The organism is Thalassotalea insulae (assembly GCF_030161395.1).
GTDB lineage: Bacteria > Pseudomonadota > Gammaproteobacteria > Enterobacterales > Alteromonadaceae > Thalassotalea_E > Thalassotalea_E insulae.
On the sequence record NZ_BSST01000001.1, the window covers coordinates 3,887,971 to 3,912,913 of the forward strand.

The window sequence follows — 24,943 nt, forward strand, 5'->3', positions numbered from 1 at the left end:
ATAGTAGTAATATCGGTATAATGGCAAACAATAAAGTAATTTAAGAAAATGTCTATGGTGTTTTGTGATTAACTCATGGCATTTTGGTATTAGCGGGGCGTTTTATGCATTTTGTCATTGTTGGTAGCGGTGCGGTCGGTGGTTATTTTGGTGCGCGATTGGCACAATCAGGACAAGAGGTTAGTTTTATTGCCCGTGGTGAACATTTATCTGTGATGCAACAACAGGGATTGGTTATCGAGAGCCTTAATGGTGATTTTGTTGTTAAGTCAATAACTGCTGTTGAACATAGCGCACAGCTCGCGATAGCGGATGTTATCTTACTGGCGGTGAAGTCATTTCAGTTAATAGATGCAATTAAGCTCATTGAGCCTGTGATCCGCAGCACTACTCGTATCATTCCTTTATTAAACGGTGTTAACGCGGCACAACTGTTAATAGATAATGGAATCGGATCTCAGCAAGTTTACGGTGGGCTGGCAAAAATTATTAGTCAGCTCAAATCTCCTGGAGTAATAGCTCATACCGGCGCGGAACCTCATATTACCTTAGGGTTATTACCACAAAATGATACGGTAACAGCTCGTCATAATGAGCAACAAAGGATGGAAGATATCGTGCAATGTTTTAAGCAGGCTAAGGTAAGTGTTGGGGTTGCTAAAGATATTAATCTCGCACTATGGCGGAAATTTATTTTTGTAGCTGCTTGGGGCGCATTGGCATCATGCTTGAGATTACCTGTCGGACAACTACGTCAAGGAGAGCAGCGAGATAAATTGTTAGCGATCATCAATGAATATGCGACAATTGCGCAATACTTAGGTGTTGCCATTACTGATGCTTTAATTTTGCAAACGGTTAAATTTATTGATGCATTGCCAGCGCAGAGCGAAACCTCAATGCAGCGGGATCTTGAAAACGGCCTGCAAAGTGAATTTGACACCTTGGTGGCATATCCTTACCAGTTGGCGATGCAGCATCAACTAACAACCCCCGTCCTTAAGCAATGCTATCAGCAGCTTACTAGTAAAAATTATAATAAATAACAAATAGTGGTTATCCAACACTACAGACGAACGCCTGTTTGTGATATCCTTGCGCGAATTTTTTATCACTCACCCTATTGAAATAGGGGGAACAAATAAGTGGGTACTATGTCCGAAAATACATTTGAAACTATTGAACAACGTGTTAGCTACGGTGTAGGCCGTCAATTAGGCGATCAATTGCGTAATAATCCATTTAAAGAATTTGACGTTACTGCGGTTCAGGCCGGTTTAGCAGATGCACTTGCAAATGCCGCAAGTCAGGTATCAGATGAAGATTTAAATGAAGCTTTCTCAATTGTTTCTAAAAAATTACAAGAGCAAGAGCAAGCAGCAGCAAAAGTAAAAGCGGCTGAAGGTGAAGCTTTCTTAGCAGAAAATGCTAAACGTGATGAAGTTACTGTACTTGAGTCAGGTTTACAGTATGAAGTGATCACTAGCGGTGATGGTGAAAAGCCAACGGCTCAAAGTACGGTACGTACACATTATCACGGTACTTTTATCAATGGTGATGTATTTGATAGCTCATATGATCGTGGTCAACCGGCAGAGTTTCCTGTTGGCGGCGTGATCGCTGGTTGGACAGAAGCATTACAGTTAATGACGGAAGGTTCTAAATGGCGTTTATATGTTCCTTATAACTTAGCCTATGGTGAGCGCGGCTCTCAAGGTGCGATTCCACCATATTCAGCATTAGTTTTTGATGTTGAATTATTAGCCATTGTGAGCTAATTCAGTAATAGTTAAGCCCTCTGTAGAGGGCTTTTTTTTGAGATTTTTTTGTGGTCACTGAAACGTTAGAAAATTTATTTAACCAGTATCAAGCGGCATTTGCTGGGTATCAGTTATCAGATGTCGCTGATTGTTATCACTTACCTTGTACTTTGAGTACTCCGGATAATATGGTGGTGGTGCTGCAGAAACAGCAGCTTGATCAAGTGTTAAATGAGATTTTTCAGCAATTAAAGCAAGCCCAAACGAAAGAAATTAAGGTATTACGGGCTAGTTATACTTTAGTTAATGACGAGATAGTGTTGGCCTGTGTTGACTGGGCATTTATTAATGCTGAACAACAGATCTTTGCTGATTTTTCCGCCTTTTATCACCTGATAAAAGAGGGAAACAGTTATAAAATTGTTAGTGTCAGTTCACAGCAATTATCGCAATCTGTAGCCTTAACTAATGTATTAAATATTAGTTAGTTGTTTGATTAGAAAATAAGAGATTAAGAATAAATGAAAGTAAAAGTTGCCATTCTAGGTTGTAGCGGACGCATGGGTAGGAATTTAATTCAAGCCGCAGTAGAGCATCAATCCATCGAATTAGTTGGCGGCAGTGTTCGTGCCAACTCCTCTTTTGTTAATGTTGATTTGGGTGAGTTAGCCGGCATCGGAAAAATTGGTCAGCAGACTAGTACTGAACTTGAGTCGTTATTAGCAGCGGATGTTTTAATCGACTTCACTTCAATAGAGGCAACTTTTGAGCATTTAGCCTGGTGTAAAAAACATAATAAAGCACTCGTCATCGGCACCACGGGCTTTAATGAGCAGCAAATCACTGATATTCAAGCATACGGCGAAAGTATTCCCGTCGTATTAGCGCCTAATACCAGCGTTGGTGTTAATTTACTCTTTAAGCTACTAGAAGTTACCGCAAAAGCAATTGGCGACTATACTGATATAGAAATTTTTGAAGCACATCATAGATTCAAAAAAGATGCGCCATCAGGGACAGCGATGAAAATGGGGCAGGTGATTGCTGATACCTTAGGTAGAGATTTAACGAAAGTAGCGGTTTATGGCCGCGAAGGCATCACTGGTGAGCGAGATAAAGACACTATAGGTTTCGCTACTGTTCGGGCTGGTGATATTGTTGGTGAGCACACGGCATTTTTTGCCGACTTAGGCGAACGACTAGAAATTACCCATAAAGCTACATCACGAATGACCTTTGCATTAGGTGCAATGCGCGCAGCTTTCTGGTTAAGCAACGCAGATAGTGGCTTTTATGATATGCAGGATGTACTAGGTCTGAACGACTAGTTTTAATAAGAAGTTTTTTAGAAAAGTGCTACTTTTAGCGCTTTAGATTAAAAAGCTAATAAAAGTAATGGTTTTTACATTTTTTACTAGACGAAAGCCAAGCTTAAGCGTAAAATAAGTGGATTTTGTCAAAAATTTGTTCGTTCCAGGGAATTGGATCAGGTTTTTGGCATTTTTTATGCGCTTTTATCGCGTATATTTTAGCATAGCTTTGGCGCTTAATAGTGATGACATTCGCTGGCTCATTATTAAGTTTCTTTCATCTTTACGGAGGTTAAATTGACTAAATCTGCCATTTTAGTGCTTGAAGACGGCACTGTTTTTAAAGGCACCGCAATTGGTGCAGAAGGGGCGGCTGTTGGTGAAGTAGTATTCAATACTTCAATGACCGGATATCAAGAAATTCTTACCGACCCATCATATGCAGAACAAATTGTTACCCTGACTTATCCGCATATTGGTAATACAGGCACTAACAGTGAAGATGAAGAATCATCAGCTATTTGGGCCAAAGGTTTAGTGATCAGAGATTTACCGCTATTAGCGAGTAATTTTCGTAATGAACAAGATTTGAGCAGCTATTTAAAAGCGAATAATATTTTAGGTATCGCAGATATAGACACTCGTAAATTGACACGTATTTTACGAGAAAAAGGTGCGCAAAATGGCTGCATTTTAGCTGGCGAGAATATTGAACAGGTAAGTGCGCTTGAGCAGGCCAAAGCATTTCCTGGCTTAAAAGGCATGGATCTCGCAAAGGTAGTTTCAACTAAAGAACAGTATCAATGGAAAGAAGGCAGTTGGCAACTTGGTCAAGGGCATCAAACGCCAGAAAATAGCGACTTTCATGTCGTTGCTTACGATTTTGGTGCTAAACGTAATATTTTACGTATGTTAGTAGACCGTGGCTGTAAATTAACCGTGGTGCCAGCGCAAACCTCTGCCGCTGATGTGTTAGCGATGAATCCTGACGGTATCTTTTTATCTAATGGCCCTGGAGACCCTGAACCGTGTGACTATGCGATTTCTGCTATTCAAACGTTCCTTGATACTGGGTTACCAATTTTTGGTATTTGTTTAGGACATCAATTGCTTGGTTTGGCTAGTGGTGCGAAGACAATCAAAATGAAATTTGGTCATCACGGTGGCAATCACCCAGTTAAAGATCATGATCGTAATGTGGTGATGATCACTGCACAAAATCACGGCTTTGCCGTCGATGAAAATAATATGCCTGATAATTTAACGGTTACTCATAACTCGTTATTTGATGGCACCATTCAAGGGATCCACCGCACAGATAAGCCTGCGTTTAGTTTTCAGGGGCACCCAGAGGCAAGCCCAGGGCCACATGATGCGGCTCCTTTGTTTGACCACTTTATTGAATTAATGAAACAGCACAACGCTTAACCACCAAAAGAGAGACGAAGAACTATGCCAAAACGTACTGACATAAAAAGTATCTTAATTTTAGGTGCTGGCCCAATTGTTATCGGTCAAGCTTGTGAGTTTGACTATTCAGGCGCACAAGCGTGTAAAGCGTTGCGAGAGGAAGGTTACCGAGTTATTTTGGTAAATTCTAACCCTGCCACTATCATGACTGATCCAGAAATGGCTGATGCCACATATATTGAGCCAATTCACTGGGAAGTTGTGCGTAAGATTATTGAAAAAGAACGCCCTGATGCGGTATTACCTACTATGGGTGGTCAGACTGCATTAAATTGTGCATTGGAATTAGAAGCAAACGGTGTATTAAAAGAGTTTAATGTCGAAATGATCGGTGCCACAGCCGATGCTATTGATAAAGCGGAAGATCGCAGCCGCTTTGATAAAGCCATGAAAAACATTGGTCTTGAAACACCGCGTGCTGAAATTGTCCATTCAATGGATGAAGCGCGTGAAACAGCTAAACGCATTGGTTTTCCTTGTATTATTCGTCCGTCTTTTACTATGGGCGGTACGGGTGGTGGTATCGCTTATAACCAAGAAGAGTATGAAACCATTTGTACTCGCGGTTTAGATTTATCTCCAACTAATGAACTGTTAATAGACGAGTCATTAATTGGCTGGAAAGAATATGAAATGGAAGTGGTACGTGACAAAAATGATAACTGTATCATTATTTGTTCGATTGAAAACTTCGACCCTATGGGGATTCATACCGGTGATTCTATTACCGTAGCGCCAGCGCAAACGTTAACGGATAAAGAATATCAAATCATGCGTAACGCCTCATTGGCGGTATTGCGTGAAATTGGTGTTGAAACAGGTGGTTCAAACGTACAGTTTGGTGTTTGCCCTGATACTGGCCGTATGGTGATTATTGAGATGAACCCGCGTGTTTCTCGTTCATCAGCATTAGCATCAAAAGCAACTGGTTTCCCAATTGCGAAAATCGCTGCGAAGTTAGCGGTAGGTTATACCTTAGATGAGTTATCAAATGACATTACTGGTGGTGCAACTCCAGCATCGTTTGAACCGACCATCGATTATGTTGTTACTAAGATCCCACGCTTTAATTTTGAAAAATTTGCGGGCTCTGAAGACAGGTTAACCACACAGATGAAGTCTGTTGGTGAGGTTATGGCGATTGGCCGTAATCAGCAAGAGTCGATGCAAAAAGCATTACGCGGCCTAGAGGTTGGGGCGACAGGGTTTGATCCGAAAGTGGATGTTACTCAGCCTGGTGCAAAAACTAAAATCATGCATGAATTGCAAGAAGCTGGCGCAGAGCGTATCTGGTATGTAGCCGATGCGTTTCGTTTAGGTTTATCGGTTGATGATGTCTTTCGTTTAACAAAAATTGATCGTTGGTTCTTAGTACAAATTGAAGATATTGTCTTACAAGAAGCAAAAGTGGCTGAAGGTGGCATGGCGGGTCTAACACCTGATTACTTACGTCAGTTAAAACGTAAAGGTTTTGCTGATGCGCGTTTAGCGGATGTCATTGGTGTTAGTGAAGCTGAAATTCGTAAAAAGCGTCATAATGCCGAAATCTTTCCAGTGTACAAACGCGTTGATACTTGTGCGGCAGAATTTAGCTCTGATACTGCATACATGTACTCAAGCTATGATGAAGAGTGTGAGGCGGCGCCGACTGATAAAGATAAGATCATGATCTTAGGTGGTGGCCCGAACCGTATCGGTCAAGGTATCGAATTTGATTATTGTTGTGTTCATGCGGCGTTAGCGTTACGAGAAGACGGTTATGAAACCATTATGGTTAACTGTAACCCTGAAACGGTATCTACCGATTATGATACTTCAGATCGCTTATACTTTGAGCCGATCACTTTTGAAGACGTTTTAGAAATTGTCCGTATTGAACAACCGAAAGGGGTGATAGTGCAATACGGTGGTCAAACACCATTAAAACTAGCCAGAGCATTAGAAGCAGCAGGCGTGCCAATTATCGGTACTTCACCTGATGCTATTGACCGAGCTGAAGACCGAGAACGTTTTCAACAGGCGGTTGAGCGTTTAGGTCTATTACAACCTGAAAATGCGACCGTTACCTCTTTAGACGAAGCGTTAGCAAAAGCAGAAGCTATTGGTTTTCCTCTGGTGGTGCGTCCTTCCTATGTCTTAGGTGGTCGTGCAATGGAAATTGTCTATGACCTCGACGATTTGCGTCGTTATATGACCGAAGCGGTGAGTGTGTCTAATGAAGCACCAGTATTGCTTGATCACTTTCTTGATGATGCGATTGAAGTAGATATTGATGTTATATGTGACGGCGAAAATGTGGTTGTTGGCGGTATTATGCAACATATTGAACAAGCGGGTGTGCATTCAGGTGACTCGGCATGCTCATTGCCTGCATACAGTTTAAACCAGGAAGTACAAGATGTGATGCGTAAGCAAGTGACAGACCTAGCGTTTGAATTAGGCGTCGTTGGCTTAATGAATACTCAAATGGCAGTTAAAGATGGTAAGGTTTACTTAATTGAAGTGAATCCGCGTGCCGCTCGTACAGTACCATTTGTTTCGAAAGCAACATCAGTACCATTGGCGAAAGTCGGTGCTCGTGTCATGGCAGGTAAAAAATTAGCTGACTTAGGCATCACTAAAGAGACGATTCCACCATACTTTTCTGTTAAAGAAGTCGTGATCCCGTTTAACAAATTTCACGGCAGCGACCCGTTAGTTGGCCCAGAAATGCGTTCAACTGGTGAAGTGATGGGGGTGGGTAAAACTTTTGAGGAGGCGTATGCCAAAGCTAATTTAGGGGCTGGGGTTTCAGTGCCGAAATCCGGTCGTGCGTTAATTTCTGTCCGTAACAGTGATAAGGAACGAGTCGTTGATTTAGCAAGACAATTAGTCGCGCTAGGCTATCAGTTGGATGCCACTCACGGTACAGCAGTAATGCTAGGTGAAGCAGATATTCCGGTACGCCTGGTTAATAAGGTACATGAAGGGCGTCCTCATATTCTCGATAGAATTAAAAACGAAGAATATAGCTATATCATCAATACCACTGAAGGTCGTAAAGCAATTGAAGACTCGAAAGTGTTACGAGGTGGTGCACTTCGTTATAAAGTTGCTTATACTACGACACTAAACGCTGCTTTCGCGACGTGCCAGGCACACGCGGCAGACGATAGAAACACTGTGACTTCTATTCAGGAATTACATAATCAGTGTCATTAGCGCTTTATTTTGCGTTCAGACTTGAATTTGCATTAGTCTGAACGCATAACTAAGACATAATAAGTTTGATAAAAAGTTGTTTGTAAAAACAACTTTTTTATTTTAAAGCATTAACAAAAATATAGAAGATAACAATGAATCAATATCCAATGACAGTACACGGGGCAGATGCATTACGTGACGAATTACATCATTTGAAAACAGTTAAACGTCCGCAAATTGTAGAAGCGATCGCCGAAGCACGCGAACATGGTGACTTAAAAGAAAATGCTGAATATCACGCCGCACGTGAGCAACAAGGTTTCTGTGAAGGGCGTATTCAGGATATTGAAGGCAAGTTAAGTAATGCTCAAATTATTGATGTTTCAAAGCTGCCAAATACCGGCAAAGTGATTTTTGGTGTAACCGTTACTTTACTAAATATAGATACAGATGAAGAGGTAAAGTATCAGATCGTTGGTGATGATGAATCTGATATTAAAAATAATCGTATTTCAATCAATTCGCCAATTGCCCGTGGTTTGATCGGTAAAGAAGTTGACTCTGAAATCGAAATTAAAACGCCTGGTGGTATTGTTGAATATGAAATTATCGCAGTAGAGCATATTTAATCCCCAAAACCACCTTATTCTTAGCCACTTTTGCGTCTTCTTTTGCTTCGGTGGCTAAGTTAGCTACATATCTTACAATTTCCCAACAAAATACTATTTGCTAACCCTGCAAATTACGATTAGTTTTAACTGATAGTCATTGAAATAAATAATTTGTTCAGCTTTGGTTAATTTAACTATCGATAGAATAATAATTAACGAGTTAAACAGTGTTTGCAACAGGTAGAAACTATTGAAGGAATTTACTCTACGCCTAGGGCTAATGTTGGCAATGCTCGCTGTAACAAGTTGCACCTCAATGCGTTTCGAGGATTTTTTCTCCGGTTATACCAAGCAATTACAGCAAACTCGCCGAGCGATGCTAATGGCAGATGTTCCCGCTGCGTTATCTTATTTACCCAAACAAGGTAAAGGTCATAACGCCTACAGTTTATCTTTGCTTGAGCAGGCCCGTTTACACTTTGTCATGGCGAATTGGTCTGAAAGTGCACGATTATTTGATGAGGTTTATCAAGAAATTGAGCACGAGGCTGCAAAAGCTAAAATCCAGATCAGTAGCGGATTTGAGCAAGCAGGAGCGGTAGTGAGTAATGATAGTGCGATTCAATATCAAGTACCGACATATGAGCAAAGTATGTTGCACTCATATCAGGCGCTTAATTACCTCTTTCAAGACGATTTTCAAGCGGCGTTAGTCGAAGTACGCCGGGCGAATTTAGTGCAGGAACAAGCGTTAAAGGATAACCAAAAAGTGATTGATCAAGCTGTTGAAAAAATGCGGGTTCAAGGAATTGCATCAAGTTCTCTTTATCAGGCTTATGGTGTTTTGCATCCTGAATTAGTAGAACTTAAAAACGGCTTTCAAAACGCTTATACCTTTTACTTATCCGGCGTGTTATATGAAGCTTCGGGAGAAATTAATGATGCTTATATTGATTATAAAAAAGCGTTAGAGATCTCACCTGATAATCCATTTATCCAACAAGATGTACTACGTTTAGCTGCTAAGTTACATATGAAAGATGATTTACAAGCACTTACCGAGCGTTATGGTGAGATTGATAATGTAAAGATCAAGCAAGATAACGGCGAATTAGTCGTGTTTTATGAGCAAGGAATGATAGCTGCTAAACGGGAAGCAAAGCTGAGTTTACCTGTTAGTAGTCGTCATGGAGATATGCGTTTTTTTAGCGTCTCATTGCCCGTTTATCAGAGGAACGCTGATTTATCACCGCCATTAGCGCTTATCTTCGATCAGCAAAGCTACCAAGCCAGTGATATCGTTAGGTTACAGCTTTTAGCCGAAAAAACACTGACAGAGCAGCTGCCTGCTATGGCCTCCCGACAAATTCTCCGTTTACTGGCGAAGGAACGTCTACGGCGGAAAATGAAACAGGAAGGTGGCGATATTGGTAATATTCTTGCCAGTTTATATAGTCTGGCATCTGAGCATGCTGATACCCGCAGTTGGCAAACGTTGCCACAAAATATTCAAGTTTTAAGAGTGAGTTTACCTCAAGGGCAGCATCAATTGATATTTGAGCACAGTAATGGTCGTTCGGAGGTTGAGGTAAAGATCGAAAGTGGCCGTATTTCACTAGTGAACATGACGTCATTTGGTGACTTTACCGATGTACAGACAAAAAATTTATAGTGGAGAGACAATATGAATAAGTGTTTTTTAAATCAGCTTGCTACAACGCTACTTCTGCTTGTGCTAGTAGGGTGTCACAGTACTTCTTCTCCTGTCAGTGCTGGCATTGGCGCAGAGTCTATGACTAATGAAACCCCGCCAGCGACATATTTAAAAGTTGATAACGATCTTTTAGCTGAGCGCATTACTATCAGTGATGTTAAGCATCGTCGTATTAATGATTTGTTGGAGGTCAACGTTGAGCTATCGAGCCAATATGATCAATCACAGCAACTGCAATATCAGTTTAACTGGTTTGATGAACAGGGCTTTAGTGTTGAGCCGGGAAAATCTCTATGGAAGCCGTTGGAAATACATGGCTTACAGTCTACTTTTGTCAGAGGCATTGCCCCTTCGGCAAAAGTGACTTCATTTAATGTTTATGTCCGCCACGCATCGCCAAAAGTGTAGTGGGTAGTAACTAAATAAAAAATTAAGTATAGGATAGTAATATGAACAATAAATTGACTTCGGCATTAGTAGTAGCAGTATTGTCTAGTACTTTGGGCTGTGCGCAACGAGCAGTAGTGAGCTATGGTGATGCGACCGCCGTGGAAACGACAGATATTAATTTTGGCTCAACAGATTTACAAAAGGTCGCCAGTGAAATGACGGATTCTTTGTTATTGTCACCTGTGGTCGGGACATTAACAGCAAATAAGCGCCCAGTGGTATTTGTTGAGCGAATTAAGAATAAAACCAGTGAGCATATTGATACGGAGTCTATTACTGATTCTGTTTCTACTCGTTTGTTAAGATCAGGTAAATTTCGTTTCGTTGATATGGCAAGAGTTGAAGCGGCACGTAAACAGCTACAGTTTCAAAATGAAGGTGGCATGGTCGATTCATCTAAGGCTATTCAGTTTGGTCGTCAAATCGGTGCTCAATTTATGCTCTACGGCAACTTATCAAGTATCGTTAAAAACAATCAGGATAAAGCGGATGTTTATTATAAATTTACATTACGTTTAATGGACTTAGAAAGTGGTTTAGTTGAATGGGCGGATGAAACTGAAATTCGTAAAACCCGCACTAAACAAACTGTGGGTTGGTAAATATTAATAGGTGAGCACTATGAAGCCAATAATTGTTATTTTCGCGTTAATGTTGATGCTTTTTTCGCTTAACGCCAGTGAATATCAGAGAAATAAAGCTGTGCCTGTAGAAAAAGTATTATTTGGTGCTGTGACCTCTGTTCGTAATATTACCGAAAAAGAACTCATTGAAGATCAGGCAAATGGCTGGCAGGTGTTTAGTGGGGCTGTGCTTGGTGGTGTTATCGGTCATCAATTTGGCAGTGGTAGCGGTAATGATGTCGCGACTATTTTAGGCGCATTTATTGGCGCTTCTATTGCTGGTAGTAGTAATAAGCAAGGCACGAGAGTCAAGCGTTATCAGTTGGTTGAGTTGATGATAAAAACTGATAATGGCGATGAATATATGGTGGTGCAGGAAAAAGACAGCCAGATGTTGTTTGCTATTGGTGACAACGTGCGCATGGTATACCTAGCGGGCGGCTTTGTTAGAATAGATAAGCAAATGTAAACAAGCTAACGATTTAATTGAGTGGCTGCCTAAATGACAACAACTTCTATTTCTTTGTCTTGTTGCTGTTCGAGATAAATTTTTGCCAGTGTAATTGAGCCATAATTAGACTTGATTTTTTTATGGGCTAAAAACTTTGCGCTGGCAAGTTTATGATCAGTCGATTGTGCTAAGAATACCCAAGTTTTAACTAGAGAAGGATTGATAGTAGTCATAGATTGCTTCCTTGCAATTACCAGTTACCGCAGAAATTAATTTCTATTATAGTTAATTTTCAGCACTCTAGCTAATTTGAGTAATATTTTTTGTCATGATAAAAAATAGCAAACGTTTAGGCGTTTGCTATTAGTGAATAAGTGACTTAATTGTTTTGCTTTAACAATTAGCGAGCTGGACGGGTTTTGTTTTTCCAGCTTTTATAGAGGCCGAAGGTTTTCATTGACGTTTCAATATCAAACTGCTTGACCATAGTTTCAATTTGTTGGCTGTTTTGTTGTTGCCATGGAATGTTATCAAGGTTGGCAAAACCGAGTGTCATTGCTGCCATCACTGCGGCGTTTAATTTTAATTGTTGCTGATCAACTTTTTCAAAAGTATCCGATTCTGCGTGATAATTAGAAGCGTAATTGGCATCTTTTTGGTTAGCAACTAAATTCGCCACGCCATTCATCATAAAATCATAATTGTCGGTACCAACAACAGGGTGATTGACATGCTCAAAAGGCCCTAACGATTTTACTGGGTTAAGTACTTGTTGTAACACAGGTATCACTTCGGCTCTGCCATTAGTAAAAAAGCCGGTGATTTTTCCTGTACCTATGTCTATGGTTGAGGCAATCATATGCTGGCTTAATTCATGATTATGCTGTTTTGTATAAGCCCATGAACCAAAGAGCCCTTGTTCTTCTCCGTTAAATAATGCAAAACGAATGGTGCGTTTGGGTCTAATATTCAGTCGTGTCATTTGACGAGCGATATCGATAACTAATGAAACGTTAGAACCGTTATCCAGCGCGCCTGTGCCAAGATCAAATGAGTCAATATGAGCACCGATTAAGACGATTTCATCGGGAAACTGTGAACCTTTAATTTCCGCAATCACATTTGCTGTTTGATATGAGGCTTCATTGCTGATATCTAATTTGGCAGTAAAGGAAAGCTGATGATTGTGAGCTAACAGCCGTTGAATTTTTAGTGCTTGTTCACGTTCAATCACTATGATGGGTAATTTATTGTCAGCGCCCTTACTTGGTAGGTGGCGATATAATAAATTTTTTGGCCGGGATGACATATAAATGATACCCGTTGCACCAGCTTCTTGCGCACGTTTTTCAATGCCAACAAAATCTAAATATTCCTGAAATAGCCCGTGGATGCCTGCTTGATCATCCAATAATGCGGTTTCTATTAGCAGCCAAGAATTTTTCAACTGCTTCGCCTGTTTGAACGCTCTGGCGTCCCCTTTGCCAAGGTCTATGATATTTGCAACTAAACCTTTTTCTTTTGTTGCACTGGTAAAAGGCATAGTAGCTACTTGGGTGGTAAAGTCGATACTGTCACCACTTACTATCCCCAATGCTTGATGTTCAACCCAGGCTCTTGGCATTTCGAAAGTTTCTTTGTGCGCTTTAACGCCGGCTTTTTTGAATTTACTTAGCGCCCAATCCAATGACTTTTCGTTTGCCGCTGTACCCGTCAGGCGACTGCCAATTTCGTCAGTGAGTTGACGTAAATCATTGATAATAGGGGTGTGCTCTGTCATTGCATTGACTAGCTTCTGGACATCATTGGCCTGACAAATAATTGATTGCACACTAAACAATAATATAAGAATAAAGCGTTTCATTAGATATTTTCTTGTTTGGTTTTTTATCATCATTACTAAGCGATAATAGTTAGTCAATATTTATACTTATATAACTACATGAGTATTTTGAATATTTTTAACAAATTCTTTACAGCTATTTGGCTAAATTGTCATTTCTTGTATACACTTGATTTTGCAAAATTAAAATTATGAAAGGCAGTAAATGGAGAATGCGGGAGGGGATCTGAATTAAATAATATAAGGGAAAAGATATAATGGCCGTCATTTTAGGTTAATTAGTCGTTAATTTTTCTGTTTAAATATCTTTACATGGAAAATATTTGTAACAAATATGATTTGATAATTTCATTTTAATTTTTAAAACAAGAAAGTAGTCTAGAAATGTCTACCGTGAATTTACTGGTGTAAATAACAGGGAATATTTACCGCTGTCGTTAAATTCAATATCTGGGAGTTAGGTAGGATAACTATAATAAAACACGAGGAATAACAACATGGTAAAACCATCTCCACTTGCTAAGGCAATTAAATTTGCATTGGCAGCTAGTGTCTCAGCGTCATTTTTATCAGCTCCTGTGTTTGCGGAAGAAGCCGCAGCAGAGGAAGAAGTTGAACGTATTGCAGTCACTGGTTCACGTATTAAGAAAGCAGAATATTCAAACGCAGCCCCGATTCATGTCATTAAAGCGGATGATGCGTTAAAAGCAGGTATTCGTACTGTGAGTGAATTACTACAAAACACTTCAATGGCTAATGGTCAGCAGTTTGATTCAACATTTAATTCAAATGCTGGTAACTCAAATGCGTCTGAGCCACCGCCAAGTGGTGGTGTTGGTTCATCTAACGTTGGTTTACGTGGTTTAGGACCTGAGCGTACCTTGATCTTAATTAACGGTCGTCGTTTAGGGGCATCCGGGGTGCGTGGTGCGCCTTCACAACCGGACTTAAGTTTATTACCAGTAAATATGGTGGAACGTGTTGAAGTGATCACCGAAGGGGCCTCGTCAATATACGGTGCCGATGCGGTAGCGGGGGTTATTAACGTTATCTTAAAAGAAAGCTATGATGGTTTTGAGCTTTCTGGTGCTTATACCGCTCCGGCTGATACTGGCGGTGAAGAAACTGATCTTTCATTTATCACCGGCTTCGAAGGTGATAAAGCGAAATTTGCTTTTTCTGCTTCTTACTACCATCGTGAGCGTGTTGCGGTAAAAGACAGAACCGACTGTATCAAAAAAATCTGGAAGAAACAGGACGGCGGTAAAGTTTCTGTGTGTTCCAGCCGTTTTTGGGATAATTCAATTTTAGATATTACGGAATATTATGATCCAGATGATCCTACTACATTTGGCAATCCCATGATGACCTATCCTCATCCGTCTGGTATAGGCTTTTTTACTACTCCAGGTTTTTCAGATATTGGAATTGATGGTTTTAGCTCTGCATTGGGGTTACCTCAACCTACAGACCCTAACATTGATATTACAAGTGAAAATCAATTTAATAGACGTTTATATTCTCCCCAATATTCAGATGCTATTGATCGTATGCAAGCTGATTTGATCCAACCGGTTACTCGCTTTACCTTAGCGGCTAATGGTTCATATATGCCTGATTGGTGGGGCGGTGATGAAGAAATTTTTTATGAGGCCTATTATTTCCATCGTCACTTAACGTCATTAGCATCGACTGAGCAAATTTTTCCAACTATTCCTGCTAATATTCCGCATGAGGATGAAAATGGTAACCTTGTTGTTAATGAAGATGGGAGCTTGAATTTAGTTGATAATCCATTGAATCCATTTCCTGATTTTGATGTTTCTCATATCATGACTTTGGAAGATTTACCGCAAAAGCGTGACGTAGAACTTAATCATTTCAGATTTGTCACTGGCTTACGTGGTGATTTTACCGGTGGCTTTCTGGAAGACAGAGGTTGGTCATATGAAATGTTTGCTTCATATGATCGCGGTGTAGGTAAACAAGATCAGCCAATTATGAACGAAAGTAATTTAGCGTTGGCTTTAGGTACTTTACGTTTGGATGTGAATGGTAATCCAATTTGCGGAGTTAATGCTCCATCAGGCATTGGTTTTATAACACCGAATGAGTGTGTGCCTATTAATTTCTTTGCTCGATCAATATTTGATGGAGGAAAATATGGGGGAGGTACTTTTGCTACGCAAGCTGAGAGAGATTTTTTAATCGGCACGCGGATGAACAGTACTACGGTTGAGCAGATAATGACATCGGCATTTATGACCGGTGATCTATTTGATTTTGAGCAAGGTGGAGCAGTAACAGCGGCATTCGGTATGGAATTTAGGCGTGATCGAATTCAGTCTGAAGCCGATATGTTAGGTGCGACTGGCTTAGTGGCGGCAGAAAACCCATTGACAGAAGGTGCTACAGAAGGTGAACGTGATGTCACCGATGTTTTTGGTGAAATATCGATGCCGATTGCAGTGGATCAGGATTGGGCAAATTTATTCGAAATTGAAGCGGCATTACGTTATACCGATGAGTCTAACTTTGGTAGCGAATTAACCAAGCGTGCGCGTGTTACTTATAAGCCGACGGATTCATTATTATTTACGTCGTCGTACGGTACTTCGTTCCGTGCTCCGAACTTACGTGAGCAATTTTTGGCTAATCAATTCGGAGGGGTAAGTGGCGGGGCTGATCCATGTGCTGTCTCCGAGTCGTTATTAACAGAAAACGCTTATGATCCAAGTAAAGAGAATCGTAGTGAAACAATTTTAAGTAATTGTACTTTAGCTGGGGCTGATTATACAGTTATAGGTACTTCAGGTGTTCCAACTATTCCTACATCTGCTAGCGGTAACGCTAAGGGATTAAAGCCTGAAACTTCGGAAAATATTACTGCGTCATTTAAATGGACGCCGGTATTTGATGGAGATATAGAGTTTGATTTAGGTATTACTTACTGGAGTTTGGAAGTAAAAGATACTATTCGAAGCATTAGCGCAGCTACTATGTTAAAGCGTTGTTATGATTCTGAAGGATTGTCTAGCCCTTTCTGTAGTCGTATTACGCGTGATTCAAGTAAGGCTCCAGCATTGAATTTTCCTGTTTTAGTTGATACATCTTTCATCAATATCGGTGAGGAAACGTCTAAGGGGGTTGATATTAACACTCACTTTGCTACCGGTTTAGGGGATGTCTTAGGTATGCCGGTGCATATGGTATGGAATAACCAGTATACCTTACAGACAGAGCGAGAATTAACAATTTTCAACGGTGAAAAAGCTGAAGATTTACTGGAAGATTTTGGTACGCCTGAGCACCGTTTAGTGTCGACTTTTAACTTCATCAGTGGCGACTGGAACTGGATGTTAATGGCCAATTACTTCTCAGAAACCCATGCAGCTGACGATGTTGAAGATACAGCTAAATGTAACGAGTATATTAAGAATGAAGATTTAGTTGGAAAACCACAAACGGTACCTGTATGTAGTGCTGATGCGGCTATCTACGTAGATACTTCATTAACCTATAATGCAGATAACTTTGCGGTGACGTTTGGTATTACTAACTTGTTTGATAAAGCGCCAGAGATGATTGATATTTCAGCTGGCTCTAACCGGGGGAATATGGTCACTTCATCTGGTTATGACTTGTTAGGTCGCAGTTACTTTGTTAACGCCTCTTATCGCTTCTAATACCTTGTTAACAGGCTAACTCATTAGTTAGTTTAAATGAAAAGCCAGTTGTTTATGCAACTGGCTTTTTTAATGTCTTCGTTTTACTTATGTCAGCGTCAATTAGTGGTATTGCTGATAGATTATTATGGTTCATGCTGTTGTTTTTATAACTGAGACGAAAATGCTATGACACGTAATGACCATATAAAAAATCGTTAATATAAAAGTAAGGAAATAAAAAAGGCTGAGAAGCTCTCAGCCTTAAAATACTATCTGTTGCCAGATGCCTATTTAGCTAATAAAGCAAAAATATTTTTCGCAATATCGGTATTGTTGATTGAGCCAGTAAATTGTTGTTGTTGCGCGCCAAAAGCAAAAACCGGAACGTCAACAGCGGTATGACCGTGACTTGTCCAGCCAGTGTTGGTATGTTTATCAACTAGTTTATTCAATGCTTGATATAGGGCTTTGACTACATCTGGTTGGCGTTTTTCTGCTTGTTGCTCTTTCGATAAGGTTAGATAGTTCGCAAGTGCTTTTTCTGCCGCTGATTTTGCATGATTAATTTCGTTAATGTCTTCAGACTGTAACTCTTCTCCGGCAAACATTTCACTTAATTTTTGTTGCGTAATTGTATGCTTGCTAAAATACTGGGCAATTGCATAGGTTGATTGCGTCATTTTCCTAAGTAATTGAGGACGCCATTGATAAACCCCATTAGCACCGATCGTAAAGCCGCCGGTACTATGATCAGCAGTAACTACCACTAAAGTGTCCGGATGTTGATTGACATAAGTTTCTAAATACTCAAGTGTGACTGCGAGATCTTTTACTTCACGCATCGCTGAATTAATATCATTGCTGTGGGCTGCCCAATCGACCTGACTGGCTTCTATTAACATAAAATAGCCGTTGTCGTTTTCCAGTTGCTTGATAGCGGCTTTAGTCATCGCTGACAGACGATAAGAATTAGTGTCATCGATAGCGTAAGGTAAACCAACATCAGCAAATAAGCCGATAACAGCTTTGTTCGGTTGTAATGAATCAAGTTGTTGATAGCTATTTATATATTGAAATCCTGCTGCTTGATATTCTTTGACAATGTTGCGGTCTTCACGGATAAAGAATTTCCAGCCGCCACCAAATAATACGTCAGTATTAATACCATTATCGATATAGCTGTTAGCGAGAGCATTATAGTTATTTCTGCTTTCGTTATGACTGATATATGAGGCAGGGGTGGCATGGTTCACTTGTGACGTGACTACAACACCGGTTTTTTTGCCAGCATTTTTTGCCGCCTGTAATACTGAAGTTAATGGCTTTTTATTGACATCAACGCCAATGGCACCATTATAAGTTTTAACACCGGTAGCAAGCGCTGTTGCTGCGGCTGCAGAGTCGGTAACATATCCGGAAACTGGAGCGGGATAAGTGGTTGCACTGCCGACGAGATGGCGGTCGAAAACTGTAGTCTCAATAGCCGAAGTCGCCGGATCATCGGAAAAATAACGATAGGCGCTGGTGTAAGCTGGTCCCATGCCATCAGACACTATCATAATAATATTTTTCGGCTGATTAACGGAAGTTTGTGCGACGTGCTTTTCAGCTATTGTGCTAGTGCAGGCCGCTAAGCAAGCTAACGATAGCAATATCGAAGGTTTATTCATCTTTGTTTCACTTAAATATTTTATTAATGTAACTATTTGCTGAGCTCAACATCAAGCCATACCAAGCGATGGTCGGATGATGCGCTTCTGTCGGCGATTAACCTATATTCGTTTGAATCTGTTGTTGGCCAAAACACGCCAGAATTTAAAATGTTAAATCCGGCTTTAGATGGCAGCACATAATCAGCACGCATCCGCCAGTAGGCGCTATGATGTTTTGCTATTGGATTATCAGGACTATGCTCTTGCCCACCAAGGCTAGTTGGTAGTGGATCTTGAATTTTTTTATGTGTGATTAACGAGTTTATTGCCCCTCGTAATGCATCGCCTTCAGTTGCGGAAGAGTTTTGGTCACCCATGATAATAAAGGGCTTGTCATCTTTGATACCACCGCTTACTTTGTTATCGTCATAAATATAGTCACTTAGATCAGCGGTGATATAGTCATGCCAGAAGCGAATTTCATCATGATTGCGTTTGCCGTTTCTATCTTCTGGGCCATCAAATACCGGTGGCGTAGGGTGACTGGCCAGAATATGGATTTTTTGCTCGCCAATAATCACAGGTATATCCCAATGCGACTTTGAAGATAAACGCAGTATTTGCCAGGCTTGTTTACTATACCAGGGCTTACCACTTTCCGGATCTATTGGCTGTAGGGCATTAGGCATATCTTGCCATTTAAAATGTTGAAAAGTACGGATGTTTTCTTTATCAAGTGGATACTTTGACAGTAATACCATGCCAAAGTGCCCAGGAAAGTAGCCAAAGCCGTAGGTGTCAACGGGGTGTTTTATCGCGCCATCATTATTTAAATCAATGGGTGTTTTCACGCCAGTATTAACGCTGTTTTGATAATAGTATGGGAAATGAATTGCTTTTTGCCCTTGCTGAGACTTAGCTAAATAATCGTTGATAAATAATTCAATTGCCTGATGATTTTTCTGATCTTGCTCAACAAAGTCAAATTCATTTAATAGTAAAATATCTGGGTTAACACGCTGAATTATTTCAGCAATATTCTTAATCTGCTGATGGTTGCTGTTTAAAGCGTTAAGTAACTCGTTACCGTTAACATTAGCTCCAGCGCCTTTTTCAATATAATTTAATGCCTCCATACTGACATTGAAGGTTGCGATCCGTAATTTCGTTGGAGTAGTGGTTGCCATGACATTAAATGAAAATAAAAGTATGGTGCAAAGTATAACGTTAATTGTATTTTGTATCGGCATTATTCTTGTATCGCTAATCCGCGCAGAATAAATGAAGTTAAAAATTGAGTGACATGTTCAATATCTTCCTCTTCATAATCTGCTCTGTTCATAATAGTTAAGATTTGAGTTTCAAAATCTGCGTAATGTTGAGTTGAAGACCAAACAAGAAAAATTAAACTGATTGGATCAACATTTACCATTCGACCTTCATCTATCCATTGTTGGAAGACTTTTGCTTTTTCTCTCACCCATTTGCGCAGGTAAGTGCGGGCAAACTCTTTTAAGTGTTGAGCCCCTTGGATGATTTCCATAGCGTAAATTTTTGATGCTTTAGGGTGAGCAAATGACATTTTCACTTTTGAGGCGACAAACTTTTCTATTGCCCGCTTAGGACCATCCTGATATTCGATCTCACCAATACCTTGATCCCACATATCGAGTGTTTGTTCGAGTACTGCATGATAAATATTTTCTTTATTTTTGAAATAATAAAGAACATTTGCTTTTGGTAAGCCAGCTAAGTCAGCTATTGACTGGACGGTTGCCCCTTTATAACCATTGGTGATAAATTCATCCAGCGCAGCGTCTAGTATTTTTTCCTGACTTTGTATTCTTATTTTACCTTGTCTTTTTTCAGTCATAACCGTCTTAGTATTATTTATTGTTATTGATGCAAAGCAGTTGGCCTTTTTAACAGGCTATTTACAAAAAGTCACGAAATGAAGTGGTTTTTACTGTTCAACTGGTCAAGCTAGTGTGTTTCACCATAGCAGAAATTCACTCAATTTTTCAATCTTAATAACCATTATTACGGATGGAAATACGAGTGGATGCAAATATAAATGAATAGTTTTACATTATTATGACTATAACTGTTGTGTATATCGAAAAACTTCTAGTTTTGATTTTTGTTGTTTTTAAATGGAAATTTTATTGAATATTTGGTGCTTTTATTGTTGCCTGTAAGTTGTTGAAATTCCGTTGAATAATTAAAAATAAAATTAAGTTGACTATTTGGTTATATTTTATCGTTAGGTTATTTAAATTATTTATTAAATAAAATTATATAGTTTTATTTTCTCTGAATTGAACCGTAATTACTTGCTGGTTTTTTATTTAACTTGTTGTTATTAAATTATTTTTGTTGGTTTTAATGTGGGTTTTAAACGTTTGTTTTAAATGTAAGAAAACTTGTATTTTTTGTTCAGTTGAAATAATGTAATAAAAATGTAAGAAATGTTTGCTCTAATTCAATCAAGTTTAGCATCAAATAGTCGCTAATAAGATTTTGACTAAGCCTGATTTAATAATAATTAAAATTAAATCAAAAAATTAAAAACTACACCAAGGGAAATATACAACATGAAAACCCAACGCCTCTCTCTGATTTCAGGTGCGGTAATACTCGCGCTTGGATTATCAACATCATCATTAGCTAATACAACGTCCTCGTCTATTAAAGGGGAAGTTGTTGGCCCTCTGGGAAATCCTGTTTCAGATGCCGTAGTAACTGTTACCCATGTGCCTTCTGGCTCTGTTAAAACAGTTCATGTAGGTGAAAATGGTGTATTTAATTTAAAAGGGTTGAGAGTCGGTGGCCCTTATAAAATCGCCATTGATTCTGAACAATTTAAAGATGCTGATTTTGCTGATATTTCATTAGCACTAGGTAAACCTTTTCAATTGGATGTTCAATTAGAAGCTAATGACGCTATGGAGACCATAGTGGTCAGTGGTGCTAGAACGAGTTTATTAGGTTTTACTAATGAACGTGGGCCAGCTGCAAACTTTAGTCAGGCTCAAATTGAAAATGCGCCTGCGATTAACCGTGCGATTACTGACATTGTCCGTGTAGACCCACGTATCTACGTTTCTGAAGGGAACGACGACGGTGATACTATCCAATGTGCGGGTAAAAATAGACGTTTTAATAGCTTTACCGTAGATGGTGTTCGTATGGATGACATTTTCGGTTTAAGTGATACTGGCTTACCAACTAATAGATTTCCATTTTCTTTTGATGCATTAGAGCAAGTTTCAGTTGAATTAGCGCCGTTTGATGTTGTTTATGGCGGTTTTTCTGCGTGTACCATTAACTCTGTTATCAAGTCTGGCTCTAATGAACTACATGGTTCATTTTTCTATGATTATACTGATGATGGTTTTAGAGGTGATTCTATTAAAGGTGATGATATCACTTGGCCTGAATACGAAGAAAAACGTTATGGGATGACACTTGGTGGGCCGATTATTGAAGATAAGTTATTCTTCTTCGCCGCTTATGAAAAATTAGAGGGTTCTGATGTTTACGAAGGTGGAGTTGTTGGCTCAGGAGCAGGAAGAGCATCTGATTTTGTGACCCAGGCACAAGTAAATGATGTTATTTCAATTGCAAAGGACCTTTATCAGTATGATCCCGGCGTAATACCATCTGAGTTACCAAAAGGTGATGAAAAATTCTTAGTGAAACTGGATTGGAATATTAACGATGATCATCGTACTTCATTAACCTATATAAACAGTGAAGATTTCGATACAAAAGATAGCTCATTTTATGACATTCAGTTAGCAAGTAATTTGTATAAAACTCAGAAAGAATTAACTTCCTTATCTGCTTCATTATATTCTGATTGGAATGATAACTTCACAACGGAAGTCAGAATTACCAGTTTGTCAGTCGATAATGACAATGCGCCTTTGTATGGTACAGACTTTGCCAATGTTGGTATTAAAATTGACGGCGATAGGGCAGTAACTTTTGGTGGCGATGTTTTCCGTCAAAATAATCGTGTTGAGTACGGTGTCGATACATTTGCAATTAAAGGGAATTACTACCTTGATGATGGCTCTATTATAACCGCAGGTTTTGAAAGAGAAGAGATTGACGTATTCAACTTGTTTGGTCGTTATTCTGAGTCAGAAATCATTTTTGACAGCATTGACGATTTCCGTAATGGTATGCCATCAAGTTTCCGTTATGAAAATGCCGCAACGGGTGACGTAAATGATGTTGCTGGCGCGTGGGAATATGCCACTAATACATTATATGCACAGTATGATTTTGAAGCAGCTGATGGTTTAGACATGGTATTCGGTTTGAGATATGACGAGTATGACACTAGTGACAAGCCGACGGCTAACCCTCTTTTTGAACAAGACTATGGTTACTCTAATGCTCAAACATTAGATGGCGTTTCTCTTCTTCAGCCTCGTTTTAGTGTTACATATGAGTTTAATGAAGATACAGTTATACGTGGTGGGTTAGGTTTATATTCTGGCGGCAATCCAGCGGTTTGGTTAACTAACTCATTTGTTAGAACAGGCGGTAAAACATTCTCAACGCGCGATGCTGGTTTAGAAGATGGTCAAAGCTTGTTTGATGTACCACACTCAGGTGCTGAGGATGGCAGACCAAATGGTCCGGGTTGGGGCATTCCAACGGCAGCTTACAATGACGTTAATAGTAACCTTAACTCATTTAGTCCATATGCTGATGTCAATTATTTAGACCCTGACTTTAAGATGCCTTCAGAATGGAAACTTTCGCTTGGTACAACTTATACCTTGACAGAGAACATCGTTTCTAACTTTGATATTTTATTATCACGCAGTCAAAATGCATTGATGGTTAAGCGTGGTGATTTAGATCCTGTTTTAGATGCTAATGGTAATCATGCGCTTACTGAACAAGGTTTCCCTGATTATCAATCAAATCGCATTGAATCTTATGCCGTGACTAATGCTGACGAGAATGCAACGTCATACGTACTATCTGCAGCATTTGCCGGTGAATACGACAATGGGGTTAACTGGACATTAGGTTATGCCTATAGCGATGCAGAAGATATTCAAGGTTTGGTAAGTTCACAAGCAGAGTCAAACTATCAGCGTACCGCTAGAAGAGATGCACAAGGTGACATGGCGGCAACGTCTAACTATAACATCAAGCACAGATTGACAGGTACATTAACTTATAAAACGGAGTTTTTCTCTGGTTACGACACTCGATTCTCCATGTTTGCTGTTTATCAATCAGGTGAAGTGTATAGCTTAACTGAAGATGGCACAGGTACTTATGCTCGTCGTGGACCTGTAGGTGAATTAACTGAAGATGGTTTAGTACTCGTTCCTGGTGCGAAACGTAATGGTGAAGAAGGTCCTTCTTGGAAGAAGATCGACGTGAAAGTTACGCAAGAACTTCCTGGTATTATGGAAGGGCATAAAGCTTCTGCTTTCATTGTTATTGATAACTTTACTAACTTCTTAAACGACGACTGGGGCGTTTTAGAAGAGCAAGATGGTAACTATCAGTTTAGTGAAGTAGATGATACGCCATTTAGAAAACAAAGTGCTTCTGCCTATGAAATTAGAGTTGGCGTAGAGTACAAGTTTTAATTAATGCTCGCCTATTAGTAAAAGCCGGGAAGTTTCCCGGCTTTTTTGTGTCTAAAATATAATTATCTACGGTTAAAAGTGGTTATTTATCGCTAAAGTTTAATATACAAGTCTAATTATATATATTATAGTTGACCAAATGGTTAAGTTTGTAGGTGGTAGTTATAATGAATATCACAGCACATGAAAGTGCATTGATAGTTAGGGCAAAAACTGCGTATCAAAACGCTTATGCCCCTTATAGTAATTTTCATGTTGGTGCGGCGGCATTAACTAAAAACGGCAACATTGTTAGTGGCTGCAATGTCGAAAATGCTTCTTATGGCTTAACGGTATGCGCCGAACGCAATTGTATCGCTCAGGCGGTGATTAATGGTGAGCAGCAGTTTGAAACTCTAGTGATTTACACTGAGCAAGAAAAACTAACACCGCCATGTGGTGCCTGTCGACAAGTGATTGTCGAATTTTTTCAGCCTCAAGCAACCATTATGGCAGTTAATCACTTAGCGGATAAGAAAACATGGACAGTAGAGGAGTTGCTACCGAACGCCTTTACCCCTAAAGATTTAATTTAATGGACA

19 protein-coding genes are annotated in these 24,943 nt (G+C 39.7%); 14 read left to right on the forward strand and 5 right to left on the reverse strand.

Features of this window, described 5'->3' with window-relative positions; all coding sequences use genetic code 11:
* Positions 1-104 precede the first annotated feature (104 nt).
* From QQK06_RS17450 to QQK06_RS17500, 11 genes are all read left to right on the forward strand, one after another.
* Positions 105-1,046: a ketopantoate reductase family protein gene (locus tag QQK06_RS17450; RefSeq protein ID WP_284246077.1), complete on the forward strand. Its 942-nt coding sequence runs from the start codon at positions 105-107 to the stop codon at positions 1,044-1,046.
* Positions 1,047-1,154: 108 nt separating this feature from the next.
* The gene (bamJ, locus tag QQK06_RS17455) at positions 1,155-1,778 is read left to right on the forward strand and encodes a BamJ family beta-barrel-assembly machinery protein (protein ID WP_284246078.1); all 624 of its coding nucleotides are present in this window, start codon (positions 1,155-1,157) and stop codon (positions 1,776-1,778) included.
* A gap of 50 nt (positions 1,779-1,828) precedes the next feature.
* A complete protein-coding gene (locus QQK06_RS17460; protein WP_284246079.1) occupies positions 1,829-2,248 on the forward strand; it encodes a DUF6841 family protein in 420 nt (139 codons plus the stop codon).
* Between the two features lie 33 nt (positions 2,249-2,281).
* Entirely contained in the window at positions 2,282-3,088 is an 807-nt protein-coding gene (gene dapB, locus QQK06_RS17465) for a 4-hydroxy-tetrahydrodipicolinate reductase (protein WP_284246080.1), read from the forward strand.
* Between the two features lie 279 nt (positions 3,089-3,367).
* Positions 3,368-4,498, forward strand: coding sequence for a glutamine-hydrolyzing carbamoyl-phosphate synthase small subunit (gene carA / locus QQK06_RS17470; protein ID WP_284246081.1), 1,131 nt, complete (start codon positions 3,368-3,370; stop codon positions 4,496-4,498).
* 24 nt (positions 4,499-4,522) lie between these two features.
* The gene (carB, locus tag QQK06_RS17475) at positions 4,523-7,741 is read left to right on the forward strand and encodes a carbamoyl-phosphate synthase large subunit (RefSeq protein ID WP_284246082.1); all 3,219 of its coding nucleotides are present in this window, start codon (positions 4,523-4,525) and stop codon (positions 7,739-7,741) included.
* A gap of 134 nt (positions 7,742-7,875) precedes the next feature.
* A complete protein-coding gene (gene greA / locus QQK06_RS17480) occupies positions 7,876-8,352 on the forward strand; it encodes a transcription elongation factor GreA (protein ID WP_284246083.1) in 477 nt (158 codons plus the stop codon).
* 232 nt (positions 8,353-8,584) lie between these two features.
* On the forward strand, positions 8,585-10,006 hold the full coding sequence (locus QQK06_RS17485; RefSeq protein ID WP_284246084.1) for a COG3014 family protein: 1,422 nt from the start codon (positions 8,585-8,587) through the stop codon (positions 10,004-10,006).
* 12 nt (positions 10,007-10,018) lie between these two features.
* Entirely contained in the window at positions 10,019-10,456 is a 438-nt protein-coding gene (locus QQK06_RS17490; protein ID WP_284246085.1) for a YcfL family putative periplasmic lipoprotein, read from the forward strand.
* Between the two features lie 41 nt (positions 10,457-10,497).
* Positions 10,498-11,100, forward strand: coding sequence for a penicillin-binding protein activator LpoB (gene lpoB / locus QQK06_RS17495; protein ID WP_284246086.1), 603 nt, complete (start codon positions 10,498-10,500; stop codon positions 11,098-11,100).
* Between the two features lie 19 nt (positions 11,101-11,119).
* A complete protein-coding gene (locus tag QQK06_RS17500; RefSeq protein ID WP_284246087.1) occupies positions 11,120-11,590 on the forward strand; it encodes an outer membrane lipoprotein in 471 nt (156 codons plus the stop codon).
* A gap of 29 nt (positions 11,591-11,619) precedes the next feature.
* Here the strand turns inward: QQK06_RS17500 and QQK06_RS17505 are convergent, their stop codons facing one another.
* On the reverse strand, positions 11,620-11,805 hold the full coding sequence (locus QQK06_RS17505; RefSeq protein WP_284246088.1) for a hypothetical protein: 186 nt from the start codon (positions 11,803-11,805) through the stop codon (positions 11,620-11,622).
* Positions 11,806-11,972: 167 nt separating this feature from the next.
* On the reverse strand, positions 11,973-13,436 hold the full coding sequence (locus tag QQK06_RS17510; protein WP_284246089.1) for a M28 family peptidase: 1,464 nt from the start codon (positions 13,434-13,436) through the stop codon (positions 11,973-11,975).
* A gap of 476 nt (positions 13,437-13,912) precedes the next feature.
* Here QQK06_RS17510 and QQK06_RS17515 point away from each other — a divergent pair, with 476 nt between their 5' ends.
* The gene (locus QQK06_RS17515; RefSeq protein WP_284246090.1) at positions 13,913-17,101 is read left to right on the forward strand and encodes a TonB-dependent receptor domain-containing protein; all 3,189 of its coding nucleotides are present in this window, start codon (positions 13,913-13,915) and stop codon (positions 17,099-17,101) included.
* Positions 17,102-17,370: 269 nt separating this feature from the next.
* Here the strand turns inward: QQK06_RS17515 and QQK06_RS17520 are convergent, their stop codons facing one another.
* The 3 genes from QQK06_RS17520 to QQK06_RS17530 are packed head-to-tail and all read right to left on the reverse strand — an operon-like array spanning position 17,371 to position 20,608.
* On the reverse strand, positions 17,371-18,753 hold the full coding sequence (locus tag QQK06_RS17520; RefSeq protein ID WP_284246091.1) for an alkaline phosphatase: 1,383 nt from the start codon (positions 18,751-18,753) through the stop codon (positions 17,371-17,373).
* A gap of 32 nt (positions 18,754-18,785) precedes the next feature.
* Entirely contained in the window at positions 18,786-19,985 is a 1,200-nt protein-coding gene (locus QQK06_RS17525) for an endonuclease/exonuclease/phosphatase family protein (RefSeq protein WP_284246092.1), read from the reverse strand.
* Positions 19,985-20,608, reverse strand: a complete 624-nt coding sequence (locus tag QQK06_RS17530; RefSeq protein ID WP_284246093.1) for a TetR/AcrR family transcriptional regulator — start codon at positions 20,606-20,608, stop codon at positions 19,985-19,987. The genes QQK06_RS17525 and QQK06_RS17530 overlap by 1 nt, the downstream gene beginning before the upstream one ends.
* Positions 20,609-21,329: 721 nt before the next feature.
* Between QQK06_RS17530 and QQK06_RS17535 the strand changes: the two genes are divergently transcribed.
* Together QQK06_RS17535 and QQK06_RS17540 are read left to right on the forward strand one after the other, a co-directional pair.
* A complete protein-coding gene (locus QQK06_RS17535; RefSeq protein WP_284246095.1) occupies positions 21,330-24,362 on the forward strand; it encodes a TonB-dependent receptor in 3,033 nt (1,010 codons plus the stop codon).
* 167 nt (positions 24,363-24,529) lie between these two features.
* Positions 24,530-24,937: a cytidine deaminase gene (locus QQK06_RS17540; RefSeq protein ID WP_284246096.1), complete on the forward strand. Its 408-nt coding sequence runs from the start codon at positions 24,530-24,532 to the stop codon at positions 24,935-24,937.
* Positions 24,938-24,943: the final 6 nt, after the last annotated feature.